This window comes from Nocardioides sp. LS1 (genome assembly GCF_003865225.1).
Taxonomy (GTDB): Bacteria; Actinomycetota; Actinomycetes; order Propionibacteriales; family Nocardioidaceae; genus Nocardioides; species Nocardioides ginsengisegetis.
The window spans coordinates 807,246-822,890 of sequence record NZ_BIFF01000001.1 but is presented as its reverse complement, the minus strand read 5'-3'; the positions used below and the strand labels follow the sequence as shown (position 1 = coordinate 822,890).

Here is a 15,645-nt window from a genome sequence, read left to right as displayed (position 1 = left end):
GACGCGGGCGTGGTTTCGCCGACCGCCAGACACCGAGAAGTCATCATCTCGCAGACCAAGACCCGCCAGCGCGTCCGGGATCTCGCCGAGGTGTACACGCATGAGCGAGAAGTCACCGCCATGCTCGACCTGGTGTCCGACATGTTCCCTTCACTTGATCGCCCGCGAGACATAGGCCGCACATTCCTTGAGCCAGCCTGCGGGGCTGGGAACTTTCTGGTCGGCATCCTCGATCGGAAGTTGGCCTACGTGAAGTTCGGCGGGCTCTACCGCAGCGTCGCAACTTTCGAGACAGCCGTGTTGAGGGCACTCTCCTCCATCTACGGAATCGACATCGACCCAGAGAACGTGGAGCAGTCGCGCCAGTTTCTCAAGGCCGACATCGCGCACCACATGAATCTTCAACTCAACACCGTCCCAGTTTCGGACGGCTTCTGGCTCGCGGTGGAGGCGATCCTGGGCACGAACGTCATCCGAGCCGACACCTTGAAGGACGGTCAGAGGATTCGCCTCGTTGAGTACCACTGGCAGCGCAAGACCGGATATGTCATCCGGGACTGGTCGCCATTGGAGGAGCCCAACGCACAGTTCGACCTATTCGGCGAAGTCCCTGACGAGTGCCAGCGCGATGAGGTAGCCATTCACTACAGCCTGCTAGCGGACAGTCCAGAGGCAGTCAGGGTCGAGAGGCACGGGGGAAGGACCAAATGAGCGTCCACGAGTTGGCAAGACAGATCAGGACGGGGCAGCACATCCCGGACATCCTCGATTGCCTGGCGCAACTGTCGAACGACGAGGTTCCGACGCCGCCCAAGTTGGCACGCGCGATGCTCGACATTCTCCCGGACGAGGTCTGGAGCAAGATCGATTACGTATGGCTCGACCCGTTCTGCAAGTCGGGCATCTTCCTCCGTGAAGTGGCGGCACGGCTACTCGAAGGGCTGAGCGAACAGATCCCAGACTTCAACCAGCGGCGTGACCACATTTACCGCGACATGCTCTGGGGGACGTCGATCACAGAGATGACTGGGATGATCTCGCGTCGCTCGCTCTACTACAGCCGCGATGGCAGCGGGCCTGTCTCTGTGATCAAGTTCGACCATTCGCAGGGCCACCTGCCGTATGTCCGCGCCGAACACACCTTCCCAAAGAAGAAGGACGGCACCGTGACAGGCGGCTGCACGCGATGCGGCGCTCCTTTAAGCCTGGAACGCGGCGAGAGCCGTGAGAACTACGCCTACTCGTTCATTCACGGGGCTTACCCGACCGAGGAGATGAAGAACATGAAGTTCGACGTGATCGTCGGGAACCCGCCCTACCAGGCTGGTGACAAGAAGAACGAGGATGATCGGGCCGCCCCGGTGTACGACCGCTTCGTGACCCAGGCCATCGATATGAACCCGCGCTATGTCGTCATGGTGACCCCCTCGCGGTGGTTCACCGGAGGCTGGGGTTTGAACGAGTACCGCAAGCGGATGCTGGCGGACCGGCGACTGCGGGTCATGGTCGACAATCCGAAACTGTTCGACTGTTTCCCAGGTGTCGAGATCAAGGGCGGGGTCTCGTACTTCCTTTGGGATCGCAACCACAACGGCGACTGCGAGTTCTCGACACGCATCGAAGGGGTCATCAGGTCGACCGTGACCCGAGACCTTCGCGAGGGCGACGGCGTGCTCATGCGCGACAACAGGGCCGCTGAGATCGTTCACAAGGTCAAGGAACGCCATGAGGGCCGCTGGGTTGAGGACGTGTGCGGCCCGCAGATGCCGTTCGGGCACATGCGCACCAACTTCTCGGGCGATCACCCTGTCAAGCAGCCCGGTGACGTGGCCCTTGTGCTCGGATCTCGGGGCGGCTACATCTCTCCCGATGTCATCGACAAGAACCACGACTGGGTGGACCAATGGAAGGTGCTGATGCCCAAGGCAGGGGACGGCCACGGACGCGAAGAGTCGTTCGTCTTGGGCGAGCCAATCGCGTTGGCTCCAGGTTCCGCCTGCACGCAGACGTACATCGTCGCTGGCCTATTCGACACCCGCGAGGAGACCGAGAATTACGCCCACTACCTCGCCACAAAGTTCGTCCGGTTCCTTGTACAACCCCGCAAGGCCAGCCAAGACATCTTCGACGAGCGGTTCCGATTTGTGCCGATGTTGGACATGACCCGCTTGTGGACCGATGAGGACCTCTACGACCGCTTCGACCTCACCGAGGATGAGCGGGCCTACATCGAGCGGACCATCAAGCCTCGGTCGGTGAATCTGTCGCTTGACTCCCCCATCCCGGCCAGCCATCTGCCAGGCGGCGCCAAGTACAAGCCCAAGGGGAGCGACGCCGATGAGTGAACCTTTGGACTCGGCCGAGGTTGAAACCGTCGCATCTCCGGCGTCGCAGAAACGCATCTACGTCTACCGGATCATCAACGAGAACGACGTCGACTGGGAGCGCCACGTCGGCTCAACCAAGTCGACCGGGCGGGGCTTGCTGAAGGTGGGCGAAACCACCAAGCCGACGGCTAGAGAGCGGATCTACCAGCAACTCGGCACCGCCTATCCGGGATTGGCCGGGGTGGAGATACTGATCGACGAGCCCGCGCAGCGCGCGGACGGCACATGGTTCGGGGATCGTGACGTCCATGCCGTCCTGAAGGCGCAAGGCATCAAGGCGATCCGGGGGCCGAAGAAGGACTCCGAGAAGTTCGAAGCAACGCTCGACGAGGTGAAGGCCGCGATCGTCGCGGTGCGAAACGGCACAACCTTTGAGTCGAGCCGAACTCTGGACTTCCCAATGCGCCCGGAACAGGAGGACGCGGTCGCGCTTACGGCCGGGTACTTCGCAGCGCACGCGGACGACAAGCACACCCCGAAGTTCTTGTGGAACGCGAAGATGCGGTTCGGCAAGACCTTCACGGCGTACCAGGTGGCCCGCGAGATGGGTTGGAAACGGGTCCTCGTCCTGACCTACAAGCCCGCGGTGCAAACGGCCTGGAAGGATGACCTGCTCAGCCATGTCGACTTCGAAGGCTGGCAGTTCGTCGACAGGGACACTCCGGTGGCGCAGGCGACCGCACTGGCAAACGACGAGCAGACGCCTCTGGTTTGGTTTGCCTCGTTCCAGGATCTGGGAGGGAAGGATGCCGAGGGTGCGATCAAGGAGCGCAACGAGACGATCCATCTGACCGATTGGGATTGCATCGTCCTTGACGAGTACCACTTCGGGGCATGGCGCGAGGGAGCGCGAGAACTCTACGACCCGGCCGACAAGGGCCTTGCCGAAGTGGAGGAGCCGGACGACTGGGTTACCGCGGAAGACGACTTGGGGCTGGACACCAAACACGTCCTCTACTTGTCAGGCACTCCGTTTCGGGCCATCACCGGCGGGGAGTTCACCGAGGACCAAATTTTCAACTGGACCTACGTCGACGAACAGCGCGAGAAGGCCAAGTGGGAAGGCGACAGCAACCCCTACATCGACCTGCCGCAGATGCGGATGTACGCCTACGAGATGGGAGCGAGCGCTGCTCACTGGGCCGAAGACGGTGAGTTCAACGGCTTCTCCCTCAGCGAGTACTTCCGCGCCCGCAGGGCCGACCCGGAGTCGAAGTCCCGCAGGGTCGAGACGGGTACCTATGTGTTCGATGACCCCACACGCGTCTCGGAGTTCCTAGAGATGCTGCGCGGCAAGTTGACCGACCAGATGAAGAGCCAGGTCCTCGGCGGGTCAGGGAAGAAGGCCCCCTTCCCCTACGAGTCCCCGGACTTCACAGACGCCATCAAGCACTCGGTCTGGTACATGGCCGACGTCGCGGCATGCTTTGCGATGCGTGACCTCTTGCAGTCTCACCCCTACTTCAAGGGCTTCGAGATCGTCGTCGCTGCTGGGTCCGGGGCGGGCATGGGGGCGGCGGCCAAGCCACCCGTCGAGCAGGCGATCGACCGGGCATCCAAGCAGCACAAGTCCGGCTCCATCACTTTGTCGTGCGGCAAGTTGATGACGGGCGTAACGATCCGCGAGTGGGGTGCGATCCTTATGCTGCGTTCGCTGAAGTCTCCGGAGTCCTACTTCCAGGCCGCATTCAGGGTTCAGTCGCCGTGGTCCTATCGAGAGCCGGACGGCAGCGTGGTCGTCTTGAAGGACCCTGTGCTGGTCTTCGAGTTCGACCCCAACCGCGCCCTCGGCCTCGTCGCCGAGTACGGCCTGAAACTGGGTACAACCGGCGACACCACGCCGCAGCAGGCGATCGGCGAACTCATCAACTATCTCCCCATCTTCCAGTTCTCTGGCGGGGCCATGCTGCAACTCGACGCTGCGGACGTGCTCAACATCGCCACAACAGGTGTTGGCGCGTCTGCACTGGCTCGCCGCTGGAACGACCCCCTTTTGGTGGAGGTCAACGAGCACACGCTCAGCGCGTTGCTCGACCAGCCCGACCTGCTGGAAGCACTGGAGCAGATCGAGGACTTCCGCAACCTGGCGAACATGGCCGAGCAGGTTGTGACATCGACCAAGAAGTTGAAGAAGGCCGAGCGCGATAAGGGCAAGAAGAACCTCGACGACGACGAGAAGAAGGAGAAGAAGGAGTCCAACAGCGTCAAGAAGCAGATCCGCGAGAAGTTGCAGAAGTTCCTCGCCAAGATCCCCGTCTTCATGTACGTGACCGACTTCCGGGAAGAGGCGCTGAAGGACATCATTGAGTCGCTCGACTCCGACCTCTTCACCCGAGTAACTGGCCTCACGGTCGAGGACTTCCGACTGCTCAACAAGATCGGCGTCTTCAACGCGAGTCAGATGGACGCAGCAATCTGGCAGTTCCGTTCCTTCGAGAACGCATCCCTTCACTACGCCGACGTCGACGGGGTTGGCGACCTGCATGGCAAGGTCGGTCTCTGGGACACCACGGTCGACGCCGACGAGATGCTTGAAGCCGAGCAGGCGGTCGGCTGATGGCACTCGAAATGGGGCTGTGGCGGGCTGACGGCGACAAACTCAGCCGGATCACACCGACTGCCGTTGGCCTGGAGTCGCAGTTGGAGAACTACATCGAGTCAGACCCGTCGATGCTCGGCGAAGGCTTGCTCATCGTGGGACGACAGGTGCCAACGGCTCACGGCGGGTTCATCGACCTGCTCGCCGTGGACGATTCCGGAAACGTCCACGTCATCGAGTTGAAGCGCGACAAGACACCACGCGACGTAACCGCGCAGACCATCGACTACGGGTCATGGGTGTCCTCTCTCGGCCACTCTGACATCACCGAGATCTTTGCCGTCTACAAGCCGGGGGTCCCCTTCGAGGAGGCCTTCGCCGAGCAGTTCGGCGAGGCTCCGCCTGAAGAACTCAACGCCGCTCAGGTGTTCACCATCGTCGCCGCATCGGTCGACAACGCGACGGAGCGCATCGTCCGGTTTCTCAACGAGTCCTTCGGCGTGCCGATCAACGTGGTCTTCTTCCGTCACTTCGAGGACGGGGGTGTGTCTTATCTGGCCCGAACTTGGCTCGTCGAACGCGAGACTCAGGCCCCAGCGGGCGGCTCGGCGAAGAAGAAGTCGAAGGAGCCTTGGAACGGCCACGACTGGTACGTCTCGTTCGGCGAGTTCCCCAACGGACGCCAGTGGGTCGATGCGATGAAGTACGGCTTCGTGTCGGCCGGCGGCGATAAGTGGTTCTCCCGGACCCTGAAGAACCTGCCCGTCGGGGCGCGCGTCTTTGCTTGCATCCCCAAGGTCGGTTACGTGGGGGTGGGCCACGTGCTTGCGGAGGCGAAGCGGTTCGACGAGGCAACTGTCGAAGTCGACGGCGTGGAGAAGCGCCTCGCGGACCTCGACCTGGTAGGCAACTACAGCCACGACGGAGACGAGGCAGACGAGTTCGCCGAGTGGGCCGTCCCAGTCCAGTGGACTCGGGCAGTACCCCGCGAGCAGGGCTTCTGGAAGACCGGCATGTTCGCCAACCAGAACAGTGCGGCGAAGTTGCGTCAACAGTTCACCATCGAGCAGGTGCTCGCGGCCTTCGAGATCACCGACTGATGGCCGAGGCCAAGTGCGCCATCTGTGGCGTGAACGACGCCAGCGGGGTCGGCGAGCACGTGTGGCCCAAGTGGTTCCTCAAGCAAATGGACGCGTCGGGAAAGCCGCCGAATGCCTGGTCCCGGAACGGCAAGCCGATCCTCAAGCCCGGCGGACAACAGGTGAAACTGCCCCAAAGAACGCGAGTCTTCTTGCCTGTCTGCATCCCCTGCAACAACAAACTGGGCGCGAGGTTCGAGGACCCCGCAGTTGCGGCTATCAAGCAGTTGGCCGCAAACCGCTGGGCAGGATCCCATAGCGCCACCGAGTGGCGGGCCGTCGGCATGTGGTGGGCGAAGATTGGATTGATGCTCGGTCATACCGCTGCTTCGTACAATCATCGCGATCTGAATGACCAAATGATCCGCTTTGAAGGCCGACCACCTGACTACTCATGGATGGTGGACGGTTCACCGCCGCCAAATCACCTTTCTGTCTTTGTGCATCACACCTCCATGCAGGCAGGTGAGACGGAAGCGGTTCTGGGTGTACCTGAACATGTGCAAAGGTTTGACGGCTCAGTGTCGGTGAGCCACGTCTTCCAGATCGCGACGCCGGACCTGGCGGTTGCGGTCGTTTCGCACCCCGGAATGACAATCGTTCACCCACTGGTCGAGCGCGGGGAAGCCTGGGAACTACTACGTGACCCTCCCTTACTCGGCGACCTAGCGTCGCTCCCTCAGTTCGGGCACAGGCGCGTTGTCTTCCGTCAGGGGCTCCTGGTCAATGAGGGATTCCAGATCGACTCAAGCGAGACTTCTCGGTTGCTTTCGATTTTCGCCCATGAGATAGAACAGGCCCCTGAGGTCTATCCCGGCTACCAGCCGGAGCAGCCGCAACCGCCTAGGTGGCGACGAGTGATGAACCGGGTGCTGCGCCGTCCAGACAGTTGATCGATGAAGCGGGCGGTCCGGCAATCCACGCGATCCGCGAAGTTGGCGGCAGTTCACGACTGATCAGGTGCTCGCATCGTTTGTGATCGCGGACTGATGCCTACAGAGGACTTGGTTTCGTACCGCTATCGATTGCCGCCGCGATCGAGGTCGACAGTCACGTGAGGCGCTGGCTCCGGAGTTGGCACCGTTTGCATGCTGAAAACTTGCAGGCCGACCGCGACCAGAACAAGGGCGAAGGCACCCACCCGGTAAAACCACTGCAACTTGTCTGTCGACTGCATCGTCTCGCGTCGGCTGAGGAATCGGACCAGGCCGTTCGGCTGGTACGCGCTTCCGGCAGTGATAGCCGTCGCGTGCCCGCCAACCGGGAGGACCTTGGTTATCTCTTGCTCGATCTTCTCCGTCTGACCCACGGAGGCGCGTAGCAACTGGTGGTACCAGGCCAGGTCCACGAAGTAGAAGGCATACCAGAGCAGGAGGCCAACCACTAGGAGCAGCGAACCAACGCTCACACCGAACGCCGTCGCACCTTCTCGCGAGGCGACGCCCGCCGCGCCGATGCTGAATGTCGCGACCGTCAGTGCCAAGCCCCGGATGCGCCATTCGATCTCGTTGAAGTGCTGATTGACCTGCGTGGCCTGCTTCCACATCTCGATGTAGTGCCCCACTCGCTCGCTGTCGCTGAGCGCCGTCGCGTCGGGCTCGGTCTCACTCGCGCTCGTTCCAGGCATCTGCGTTTCACTCACGCCGACACCCGATCGAGGCCGAAGACCGGCAGCAACTCGGCAAAACCCCGTTGAAGGACAACCGTCGGACGTACCTCGGGCCTCAGACTCAGTTCCTTCTCACGCTGAACATCCTTGTCAGTCCAGTGCGTAACGCGTCGCAACAGTTCGTACTCCGCCTTCTCGTGGGCTTCGCCGTACTTCGCGTGCACGTCGAGGACACCGACGGACTGCGCCATCGCGATGTCCTTCATCAGGCTGTCGCCGACGTAGACCACCTGGTCCGGCTGTACACCGCAGTCATCAAGGATCGAGCGAAGGATCTCGGCGTTGGGCTTCATGACTCCCCGCGGAAGCGGGAGGTGCTTTGTGTGCCTGAGGCCGTACTCGTCGTCCGCCTTGGTTCGGACTTGTTCACGGGTCAGACCGTTCGGTAGGTCGTGGTCAGGCGCAGAGTAGAGCCGGTCGATCAGTCCATCCAGTCCGGTCCATCGGATGCGCCACTCGGTCCAATACGCGAGGGACTCGGTGTAGGCAGCAACCGCAATCCCAGCCGCCTTCAGGCTTGTGAGGGTGTCCAGTACCCCTGGATACAGGCGGGTCATGGCGCGCCGACGGGAGTGCAACTGGTGGAGGGCCTCGTCGTACCGCTGGGACGGCGGCACAGTCCCGCTGGCCTCGACTAATGCAGGTACCTCATCCAGAAGGAAAGAGTACTCGGCTGTGCCGCGAGCCTGATGAACCGCGCGGATCTGCGGCTCCAACACCTCGGCCGGCACCCCGCTGATCTCAGTCAACCGGTCCAGCATGGCCGAGAAGGACGCGTGCCAGGCAGCGAACCAGTCCCACAGGGTGTTGTCGAGGTCCGTCACCAGGAGGCGGGGGCGCGAGTCAGTTCGGCTGTTCACGTCTGCAACCGTAACGAGCCCAACCGACATTCCTTGACTCACGCGGCCCGTCACAGGCGATCGATCAGACGTCGCAGGTGAGACCAAGGCTCTGCGCTCGGCGGCTGACGCGAGGCCCACCAAGCGGGCAGCGTCGGCGGGAAGTCGCTGTCGATCATCGATCGCAAACGCTGCGCCTTCTGTGGTGACGAGTGCCTGAGATAGGAAACGACCGCCCGAGAGCGGGCACGCCAACCAACTCCGCCGACCTCGTCGATGGCATCGGTGCAGTCTGGGCATACGTGGCCTTCGACGCGGTCCGGGCTGGGCATGCCGCCGAGGGACGTCCGATCGACGAGCACCGCCCGCCAGGTCGCCAACTGGGTTGCCCCGACGCTCCCACGTCGCGACACCTCGATCGCCGGGCGGGAGATCGTCGCGACGCCGCACATCAGGCATGCGGTCGAGGGAGAGGCGATGATCACCGGCCCCGCCTTCAACGCGAGGCGGTCGCGAAGGGCTGCGCCGAAGGCAGCCCGTAGCGCGGCGCGATCCGACATCCCCACGTGCGCCCATGCGTAAGGCGAGCACTCGCGTCGCGCTATGTGGTTTGAACCACGGAAACCGACGTTCTGGCCGAGGCTCTGGAGGCGCGCCAGCATCACGGGAACGTCGACAGCCCGCATGGTTTGCCCGATGACGGCCAGCCCCCACAGCGTCCACTCGATGCGGTCGATGACGACCGGGATGCCGAGGCGGCTATTGAGGTACGGGTGCCCATCAGCCAACTCCACGGCGTGCCCGTGCAACGCCTGGCAGTCATGACAGCGGGCGTACGGCGCGCGCCTTGTCTTCTTCGGCTCGATCACCTCAGCGAATACGTCCACCGGCACGGCCACGCCGCAGACCTCGCAGGCCAGGTGTCCAACCGGGAGCGGGATCGGGTCGTCGGGGACCTGCGACCGCAGATGTTCGGCGCGCTCGGTAGTCATCTTTCGCGGGCTCTCATCGCTTGTCACCCATCGATCGGGTCGCGACCACGCCCGAAAACCCCGCCGACCGTATTCGGGTGTTGCACACCGCCGCGTGATCGAGCGGCCACCAGCACGGCTCACCCGACTTCACGCCGTGAGCCGGGCACGCGGTGTCGAGGACGCGGCGGAAGGCGGCGGACGACGCGCGCTGGGCGTTCTCGATGCGCAGGGCCTCGCGCTGGTCCTCGTTGACCTGGTGGCGGTCGAGGACGGCAGTAGGGCCGAGCCGGCCAGCGGCCTCCGCCCACTTCGTGTCCGTCCGGCTGCGCTGCGCGACGAGGCGGTCGCGGCGGCTGTCGATGCTGCGCGGACCGGCGTGGTCGCCGATCTGGTGGGCGAGCGATGCGCCGACGTTGCGGCGGTTCGGTGCGGGCATGGGCACCCCTCGGTGCTCTCAGGCCCGGCCCATCTGCCAGCGGCGGTTGAAGTCATGGCAAGGAAATCACCTTGGAGGAGACGTGTCGAGCCCTAGCATCCGCGCATGAGCGAAGCACGTGTTAGCGACACCGCACACAAGGTCTGGATCGCCCTCGCGGTCGCGGGCATGGTCTTTGTATTCGCCTGCTTTGTGAACGGCTGGGAGGTTCCCTGGAAGAGCAAGGTGCTCTTCGACTGCCCCCCGAAGGGTGACGGTCTCTACGTCGAACTCGACCCGCATGAATACCAGCCTGACTGTAAGTACTTCGGCCCTCCAGAGAGTGAACGCTGAGCGGACTCCGCGGGTGCTGACCGGTCGAGAGCGCACGTTAGTAAGGCGCGCACCGTACTACGTAGATCGGGCCAACCCTCTAGTAGTGGTTGAGGGTTGGTGGGAGACTGGCCGCGAGAGAGAACCGCGAGTGACACCGATCGGAGACACATGACCACCGCGACCATCGCGAAGTCCCACACTCTGACCTACGAGGAGAAGCGCCAGGCGCTGCTTGCTCAGGGCAGCCCCGTCCGCCTGTTCGACCAGTACGCAAAGTTCAAGGCCGCGACCGAGGGCCGTCGCCTGTCCCACTGACCGGGCCGGGACCTTCCGGCGTGTCCCACGTCCCGTGTCCCGGCCCGTACCTAAAGGTACGGAGGCCGGGACGCGAGACACGGGGCACAGGACCGGAGCCCGGCCCATGCCGGGACGGGACCGGCTTCCCGAGCCCGTCCCGCGCCGGGACAGGGACGGGACCGGCCTGCCAGCGTGCCGACGGGTGTCGGTGCCACCCTTCGCCCCGATGCCCTCAGATAGCCGATTCCGCTACTGGCCCTTGCGCAGCCGGTGGCCCGCCTCGACCATCGCCTTCGGCGGGTGCCCGGCGATCTCCTTCGCCTTCGCCCACGCCTCGCGGTAGGTGAGGTCGGTGGAGATGTCGTTCTCGGCCAGCCAGGCGCGCACCGTCTCCGGGGTCCAGTCCTCGACCTCGACCTCGACTTCTGTCGAGCCGATCAACTTCTTGCCGGTGCTCAGCACCGCCTTCGCCCGCTCGATCTGCTCGGCCACCTTGTGCCGGACGAACTCCTCACTCGCGCCCGACCACGATCTGCGGACCTGCTTCTCGACGTACTCCGGGTGCGTGACCTCGTAGCGAGCGATGAACTCACGAGTCGCCTTCTCCATCTCACGGAAGATGTGGCCCATCGGACTGTCATCCGGGCGGGCCTCCCAGAAGGGGTCGGAGTCGCCGTCCTTCATGATCCGGTCGATCACCTCGTCCGGCGTGTCGTCGGGGAAGTCATCCACGTCGATCCACCCCGGCTTGTGATCGGGGTGGCCGTTGTCCTCGTGGCCCCGGCAGGTCACGAGCCAGCAGTCGATCATCTTCTGACTGCACACAGAGCATCCGGCGTCGCGGCCCTCGTCCTTACTCACCGTCAGTGTCCCGTGGTGCGGGTCCACCAGCAGACGCACTTTCGCGAAGGACGCCCCGTCGTTCGAGACGTGCGACCACGGGCAGTCGATGTCGATCGCGAGGTCGAGGGTGGTCGGGTACTTCCCACCGCGCCACGCCTTCGCGAAGTCGGCCCGGACGCCAGCCGACTTGAGCCCGGCGAGGATCACCTTCGCCACGTCGCGGGCTTCGACGATGAAGTCGTCCAGCCAGCCGCCCTCCTTGCGGAGCGAGATCACGTTGCTCATGCCGTCGCCTCCTTCCGTGCGCGGGCGTACGCCTCGCGCATCTCGGCCATGACTTCCTCGTGGGTGGGTTCTTCGCGTTCGAGGCGAGGCGGGTGCTCGCGCTGCCACTGGTGCCAGCAGGGCTGAGAACAGAAGCGGTAGCCGCGCCCCAGCGGGGCACCGCACGTCTCGCACACGAAGGCGTCTGCCGTGCCAGGCTGGGCGGGCGGTGAAGTCGCGGGGGCCGGGTCGCTGGCCCGGTCCTCGCTCACTGGTCGTCCTCGAAGACCTCGGCCACGACGGACGCGCCGACCGGAGCCGTCTTGACGTTGCCGTTGAACTTCGGCTGGCCGTAGACGAACTCCTGGCGTGCGACGCCAGTCGGGATCGCCTTCAACTTCGACGTGATCTCGTCGCGGTCCACGCGAACCGCGCGGACGCCCGGAATCTTGTAACCGGTGATGACCCCGCGGCTGATCATGTTGCGGATGGTGCGGTCGGTGACGCCGAGCATGTCGGCCCCGGCCTGCTGCGTGATCAGACGCATGCCGAGCATGGTCATGAGAAAGGCCCCGAGCAGGGCCTGGAAACGGATGAAGATCATGCTGCTGCTCCTCAAGTGAAGATGAGAAGCGCCTTTGATCTCGTGACGGCACCTTGTCCGCTACGGGGCCGACGTGTTCCCCCGCCGAGTGCGGGACTACAGAGGTCGTCGTCTGCGGTGGTCTTACCGTCCTCCCCGCTCATGTAGGAGAGGCAGCGCGATGTTGCTGGTTCCAAGGTTACCCGACGTTCCTGGCCGTCCGGGTCACCTCAACAGCACGCTCGGGCTACTGGTCGTCCTCGGGATCGAGGTCGGGCAGGCCCTCCGGCATCTCGTCGTACAGGTCCCTGCTGAGCCAATCGACCATCGGGCTCGACAGCCTGTCCGGTGGCAACGCGAGGGCGTCGAGCCGGGCCTGATCGAAGTTCTCCTGCGGGCCGTAAACCTGATCCGCGAACGCTAGATTCACGATCCTCACCTTGTCCTCTCGAATCGGATCACCGAACATGCACCAGACCTTGCGCACCCGGTCCGGCGTGTAGAGGTACAGATTCGTCGCCCGGTAGAACTTGCCCGGCTCCCCGAAGGTGCGGACCAGCCTCGCGACCCGCAATGAGTCGTCACGAGTGAAGCCGGGCGTCGTTCCTCCTCGGACGTACCAATGCGGCACGTCGGGCATGGACTTGGCGAACCGCCACTTCAACGTCGGCGCGAGGTCCCACCACCAGCGGAGGTCCTCGCGCCCCATCACCCGGTGCTCTCCATCGCGAGCAGGAGCAGCGCGGCGACCTTCTCGCACTGCTCATCCGTCAGGGGCGGCAGGCTGGCCGCTACCTCCTGCGGAGTCACTGCTTCGACCCGCCGTAGCCCGCCGCCATGCGCTCGGTGATCTCCCTCATCCGGTCCTCGGCCGCATGCTGGTATCTCTGGCTCGCGACCGTGGTCGAGTGGCCGGCCTGCCGCATGACCTCAGCCGTGGTCGCGCCGGTCTGGGCGAACTTCGTCAGGTGCGCGTGGCGCAGGTCGTGGAACCGCAGCGTCGGCAGCCCCGCTTTCGCCCGAGCCTTGTAGAACACCTTCGCGAGGGTGGACTGGCGCAGGTGCTTCGCCGGGTCGTCCTTCGACGGGAACAGCAACTCCGGCCCGGCGTGCTGCAACAGGTGCTCGCGCAGTGCCGGGAGGACGTGCGAGGGAATCCACACGTCGCGCTCCCCCGCCGCGCTCTTGGTGGACTTCACCACGAACTCACCGCGCACGAGGACCACAGCCCGACGCACGTGCACGATGCCGTCCTTGGTGTCCACATCGGCACGGCGCAACTCGGTCAACTCCCCGAACCGCAGCCCGCACCAGTACGCCAGCAGCATCATCGCCTTGTAACGGTCGGGCATCGCCGCCACGAGGGCATCGAACTGGGCATCGGTCGGCAGGGTCACGCGGTGCTTGCGGTCCACCGAGCCCGCGCCCCGGACCTTCGCCGGGTTCGCGGTCAGGTGCTCGTCCTCGACCGCCGTCGCGAGGATCGCTCGGAGCAGCGAGTAGGCACGGGCGCGGGTCGTCTCCTTGTCCTCGGGCAGCGTCTTGTACCACTCGTTCACGAGGGCCTTGGTGATCGTGTGCACCGGGCGCTTGCCGAACGTCGGGTTGATGTACGTCGCCAGCAAGGACTCGTACCCCTCGACCGTCCGAGCCGCCAACGGGCGACCGCGCACGCGGCGCTCCTTGAGCCAGCGGGCGACGTACTCATCGAACCGAACGGCCATCGTCGCCTCGACCGGTGACCACTTCCCCCGGCTCACGTCGGCGTGCATCATCGCCAGCCAGGCGTTCGCGTCGCGCTTCGTGAGGAACGTCTGAGGTGCCGGGCGGCGTACGCCGTCGGGGAAGGTGTAGCGCGCCTGCCACCGCCCCGACTTCATCTTGCGAAGCGTCCCCGTGCTTGCTCTCGGCATGGGCTAGGTCTCCGTTCCTCGTGCCCGCTATGTGCCCTCTAAGTGTACCCTTCCGTTCCCTTTGGTTCCTGCCGGTTCCACCGCGTTTCCGCAGGTCAGAGGGCCTTTCCGCAGGTCACTCCGCATACGTGGATTCACTTTCAAACCCAGTATCGCCCACCAGAGTTTCAGCAGATCAGAGACACAGAAGCCCCTCAGCCGATCAGGCCGAGGGGCTTTCTTGTTGCCGAGCGGCGACCCCTGCGACGCGGCTTCATCGTGGCTTCATCCGCCCCACCTACGCTGAGTCTTCAACGACCGGCGCTCGGCAGACGCCAAGGTCCGCCGAGGTACGCCGAGGGAGGTCAGACGTGACGACCGCAACCGACGAACCGGTCGGAGGCTGATGCCGATGTGGCTCTCCTTCCAGCGCGACTGGTTCCTGTCGGTCAACCACTTCGCCCGGTACACCCCGCTGCTGCACGCTCCCTTCGAGGTCTACGCGAAGTACGGCGTCGCGCTCTTCGCGGCCGCGCTGCTGCTGTCCTGGTGGCTGGCTCGTCGTGAGTCGCCACGGGTGATGGCCGCTGCCCTGTGGGCACCCGTGGGCACCCTGGTCGCCGTCGGGCTCAACCAGCCGTTGGTCGGGCACTTCCATGAGGCCCGGCCCTACACGCTCTTCCCCCACGCACTGCTGCTCGTCTCGCGCAGCCAGGACTTCGCGTTCCCCAGCGACCACGCCGTGATGGCCGGCGCGGTCGCTGCCGGTGTACTGCTTGCGCACCGCCGGTTGGGGACGCTCACCGCGGTCGCCGCCGTGCTCATGGCGTTCACGCGGGTCTACGTCGGCGTCCACCTGCCCCTGGACGTCGTGGTCGGCCTGCTGTTCGGAGCGGCCGTGACCACCCTCGGCTACCTGCTGTTCCACAGGCCGATTGCCGCCCTCGTGGCGAGGCTGTCCCGTACGGCCATCGGGCCCCTGCTGACGCGTGCCCACCCGGTCGACGCTGGATGATGGGTCATCACGGCAGTCCGTGATCCGTCCGAGCTGGTGCGGCTGGCCGCTCCCTGGCCTGCTGGCCACCACCGTCACGGGTGACCAGAACACCCGGCCGAGCGGATACTGGAGGCATGGCCACCAACTCCCCCGGCCCGGCGGTGACCGGGTCGTGATCCAGCCGCTGCACGTCGTCGGGAGCCGGCCCGCCGGCCCCACCTCCGGCGCGCTGCTCGGCCTCCTCGCGGGCAGCCTGGTCTTCGCGGCCTGGTTCAACGACCACCTGCTCGGGATCGCCGTGGCCGGGGTCGCCCTGGGACTCATCGCGTGCGTGCTGTCAGCGGCACCCGGATGGGAGCGGTTCGGCGCGGCCCTCCTGGTGGGCACGGCGGTCGCCGCGGCCGCGTGGTGGGTCGCCTTCCACCTGGGTGGCTGACGGCGGGCTCAGGCCGGCTGGCGGCGCCGCCCGCG

17 protein-coding genes are annotated in these 15,645 nt (G+C 64.7%); 9 read left to right on the top strand and 8 right to left on the bottom strand.

Features of this window, described 5'->3' with window-relative positions; translation table 11 throughout:
- The first annotated feature begins 9 nt into the window (after positions 1-9).
- Genes EJF31_RS03835 through EJF31_RS03815 form a run of 5 tightly spaced genes read left to right on the top strand, consistent with a single transcriptional unit; the run spans position 10 to position 6,958 of the window.
- Positions 10-711 (top strand): hypothetical protein, encoded by a 702-nt coding sequence (locus EJF31_RS03835; RefSeq protein ID WP_221767449.1) that lies wholly within the window; start codon positions 10-12, stop codon positions 709-711.
- Positions 708-2,345, top strand: a complete 1,638-nt coding sequence (locus EJF31_RS03830; protein ID WP_125035742.1) for an Eco57I restriction-modification methylase domain-containing protein — start codon at positions 708-710, stop codon at positions 2,343-2,345. Before EJF31_RS03835 ends, EJF31_RS03830 begins: the two co-directional genes overlap by 4 nt.
- Positions 2,338-4,944 (top strand): GIY-YIG nuclease family protein, encoded by a 2,607-nt coding sequence (locus tag EJF31_RS03825; protein WP_125035741.1) that lies wholly within the window; start codon positions 2,338-2,340, stop codon positions 4,942-4,944. The genes EJF31_RS03830 and EJF31_RS03825 overlap by 8 nt, the downstream gene beginning before the upstream one ends.
- Positions 4,944-6,026 (top strand): endonuclease NucS domain-containing protein, encoded by a 1,083-nt coding sequence (locus EJF31_RS03820; protein ID WP_125035740.1) that lies wholly within the window; start codon positions 4,944-4,946, stop codon positions 6,024-6,026. The genes EJF31_RS03825 and EJF31_RS03820 overlap by 1 nt, the downstream gene beginning before the upstream one ends.
- Positions 6,026-6,958 (top strand): hypothetical protein, encoded by a 933-nt coding sequence (locus EJF31_RS03815; RefSeq protein WP_125035739.1) that lies wholly within the window; start codon positions 6,026-6,028, stop codon positions 6,956-6,958. The genes EJF31_RS03820 and EJF31_RS03815 overlap by 1 nt, the downstream gene beginning before the upstream one ends.
- A gap of 125 nt (positions 6,959-7,083) precedes the next feature.
- Here the strand turns inward: EJF31_RS03815 and EJF31_RS03810 are convergent, their stop codons facing one another.
- The 4 genes from EJF31_RS03810 to EJF31_RS03795 are packed head-to-tail and all read right to left on the bottom strand — an operon-like array spanning position 7,084 to position 9,983.
- Positions 7,084-7,707 (bottom strand): hypothetical protein, encoded by a 624-nt coding sequence (locus EJF31_RS03810; RefSeq protein WP_125035738.1) that lies wholly within the window; start codon positions 7,705-7,707, stop codon positions 7,084-7,086.
- The gene (locus EJF31_RS03805) at positions 7,704-8,594 is read right to left on the bottom strand and encodes an HAD family hydrolase (protein WP_221767448.1); all 891 of its coding nucleotides are present in this window, start codon (positions 8,592-8,594) and stop codon (positions 7,704-7,706) included. Before EJF31_RS03805 ends, EJF31_RS03810 begins: the two co-directional genes overlap by 4 nt.
- 50 nt (positions 8,595-8,644) lie before the next feature.
- Positions 8,645-9,565 carry a hypothetical protein gene (locus tag EJF31_RS03800; protein WP_125035736.1) on the bottom strand — a complete coding sequence of 307 codons (921 nt, stop codon included), beginning with the start codon at positions 9,563-9,565 and terminating at the stop codon, positions 8,645-8,647.
- A gap of 13 nt (positions 9,566-9,578) precedes the next feature.
- Complete coding sequence (locus EJF31_RS03795) at positions 9,579-9,983, bottom strand: hypothetical protein (RefSeq protein ID WP_125035735.1); 405 nt, start codon at positions 9,981-9,983, stop codon at positions 9,579-9,581.
- A gap of 105 nt (positions 9,984-10,088) precedes the next feature.
- Here EJF31_RS03795 and EJF31_RS03790 point away from each other — a divergent pair, with 105 nt between their 5' ends.
- Both EJF31_RS03790 and EJF31_RS21750 read left to right on the top strand, forming a co-directional pair.
- Entirely contained in the window at positions 10,089-10,316 is a 228-nt protein-coding gene (locus tag EJF31_RS03790) for a hypothetical protein (RefSeq protein ID WP_125035734.1), read from the top strand.
- A gap of 150 nt (positions 10,317-10,466) precedes the next feature.
- Positions 10,467-10,613: a hypothetical protein gene (locus EJF31_RS21750; RefSeq protein WP_185736127.1), complete on the top strand. Its 147-nt coding sequence runs from the start codon at positions 10,467-10,469 to the stop codon at positions 10,611-10,613.
- A 231-nt stretch (positions 10,614-10,844) separates the two neighbouring features.
- Here the strand turns inward: EJF31_RS21750 and EJF31_RS03785 are convergent, their stop codons facing one another.
- The 4 genes from EJF31_RS03785 to EJF31_RS03770 all read right to left on the bottom strand — a co-directional run bounded on the left by EJF31_RS03785 (position 10,845) and on the right by EJF31_RS03770 (position 14,165).
- Entirely contained in the window at positions 10,845-11,723 is an 879-nt protein-coding gene (locus EJF31_RS03785) for a hypothetical protein (RefSeq protein ID WP_125035733.1), read from the bottom strand.
- 247 nt (positions 11,724-11,970) lie between these two features.
- Positions 11,971-12,306: an AlpA family transcriptional regulator gene (locus tag EJF31_RS03780; RefSeq protein ID WP_221767447.1), complete on the bottom strand. Its 336-nt coding sequence runs from the start codon at positions 12,304-12,306 to the stop codon at positions 11,971-11,973.
- Between the two features lie 226 nt (positions 12,307-12,532).
- Complete coding sequence (locus EJF31_RS03775) at positions 12,533-12,994, bottom strand: hypothetical protein (RefSeq protein ID WP_125035732.1); 462 nt, start codon at positions 12,992-12,994, stop codon at positions 12,533-12,535.
- Positions 12,995-13,091: 97 nt separating this feature from the next.
- Complete coding sequence (locus tag EJF31_RS03770) at positions 13,092-14,165, bottom strand: site-specific integrase (RefSeq protein WP_185736126.1); 1,074 nt, start codon at positions 14,163-14,165, stop codon at positions 13,092-13,094.
- Between the two features lie 424 nt (positions 14,166-14,589).
- Between EJF31_RS03770 and EJF31_RS03765 the strand changes: the two genes are divergently transcribed.
- Positions 14,590-15,192 (top strand): phosphatase PAP2 family protein, encoded by a 603-nt coding sequence (locus tag EJF31_RS03765; protein ID WP_260430595.1) that lies wholly within the window; start codon positions 14,590-14,592, stop codon positions 15,190-15,192.
- A gap of 19 nt (positions 15,193-15,211) precedes the next feature.
- Positions 15,212-15,610 (top strand): hypothetical protein, encoded by a 399-nt coding sequence (locus EJF31_RS03760; protein WP_125035729.1) that lies wholly within the window; start codon positions 15,212-15,214, stop codon positions 15,608-15,610.
- The last annotated feature ends 35 nt before the right edge of the window (positions 15,611-15,645 follow it).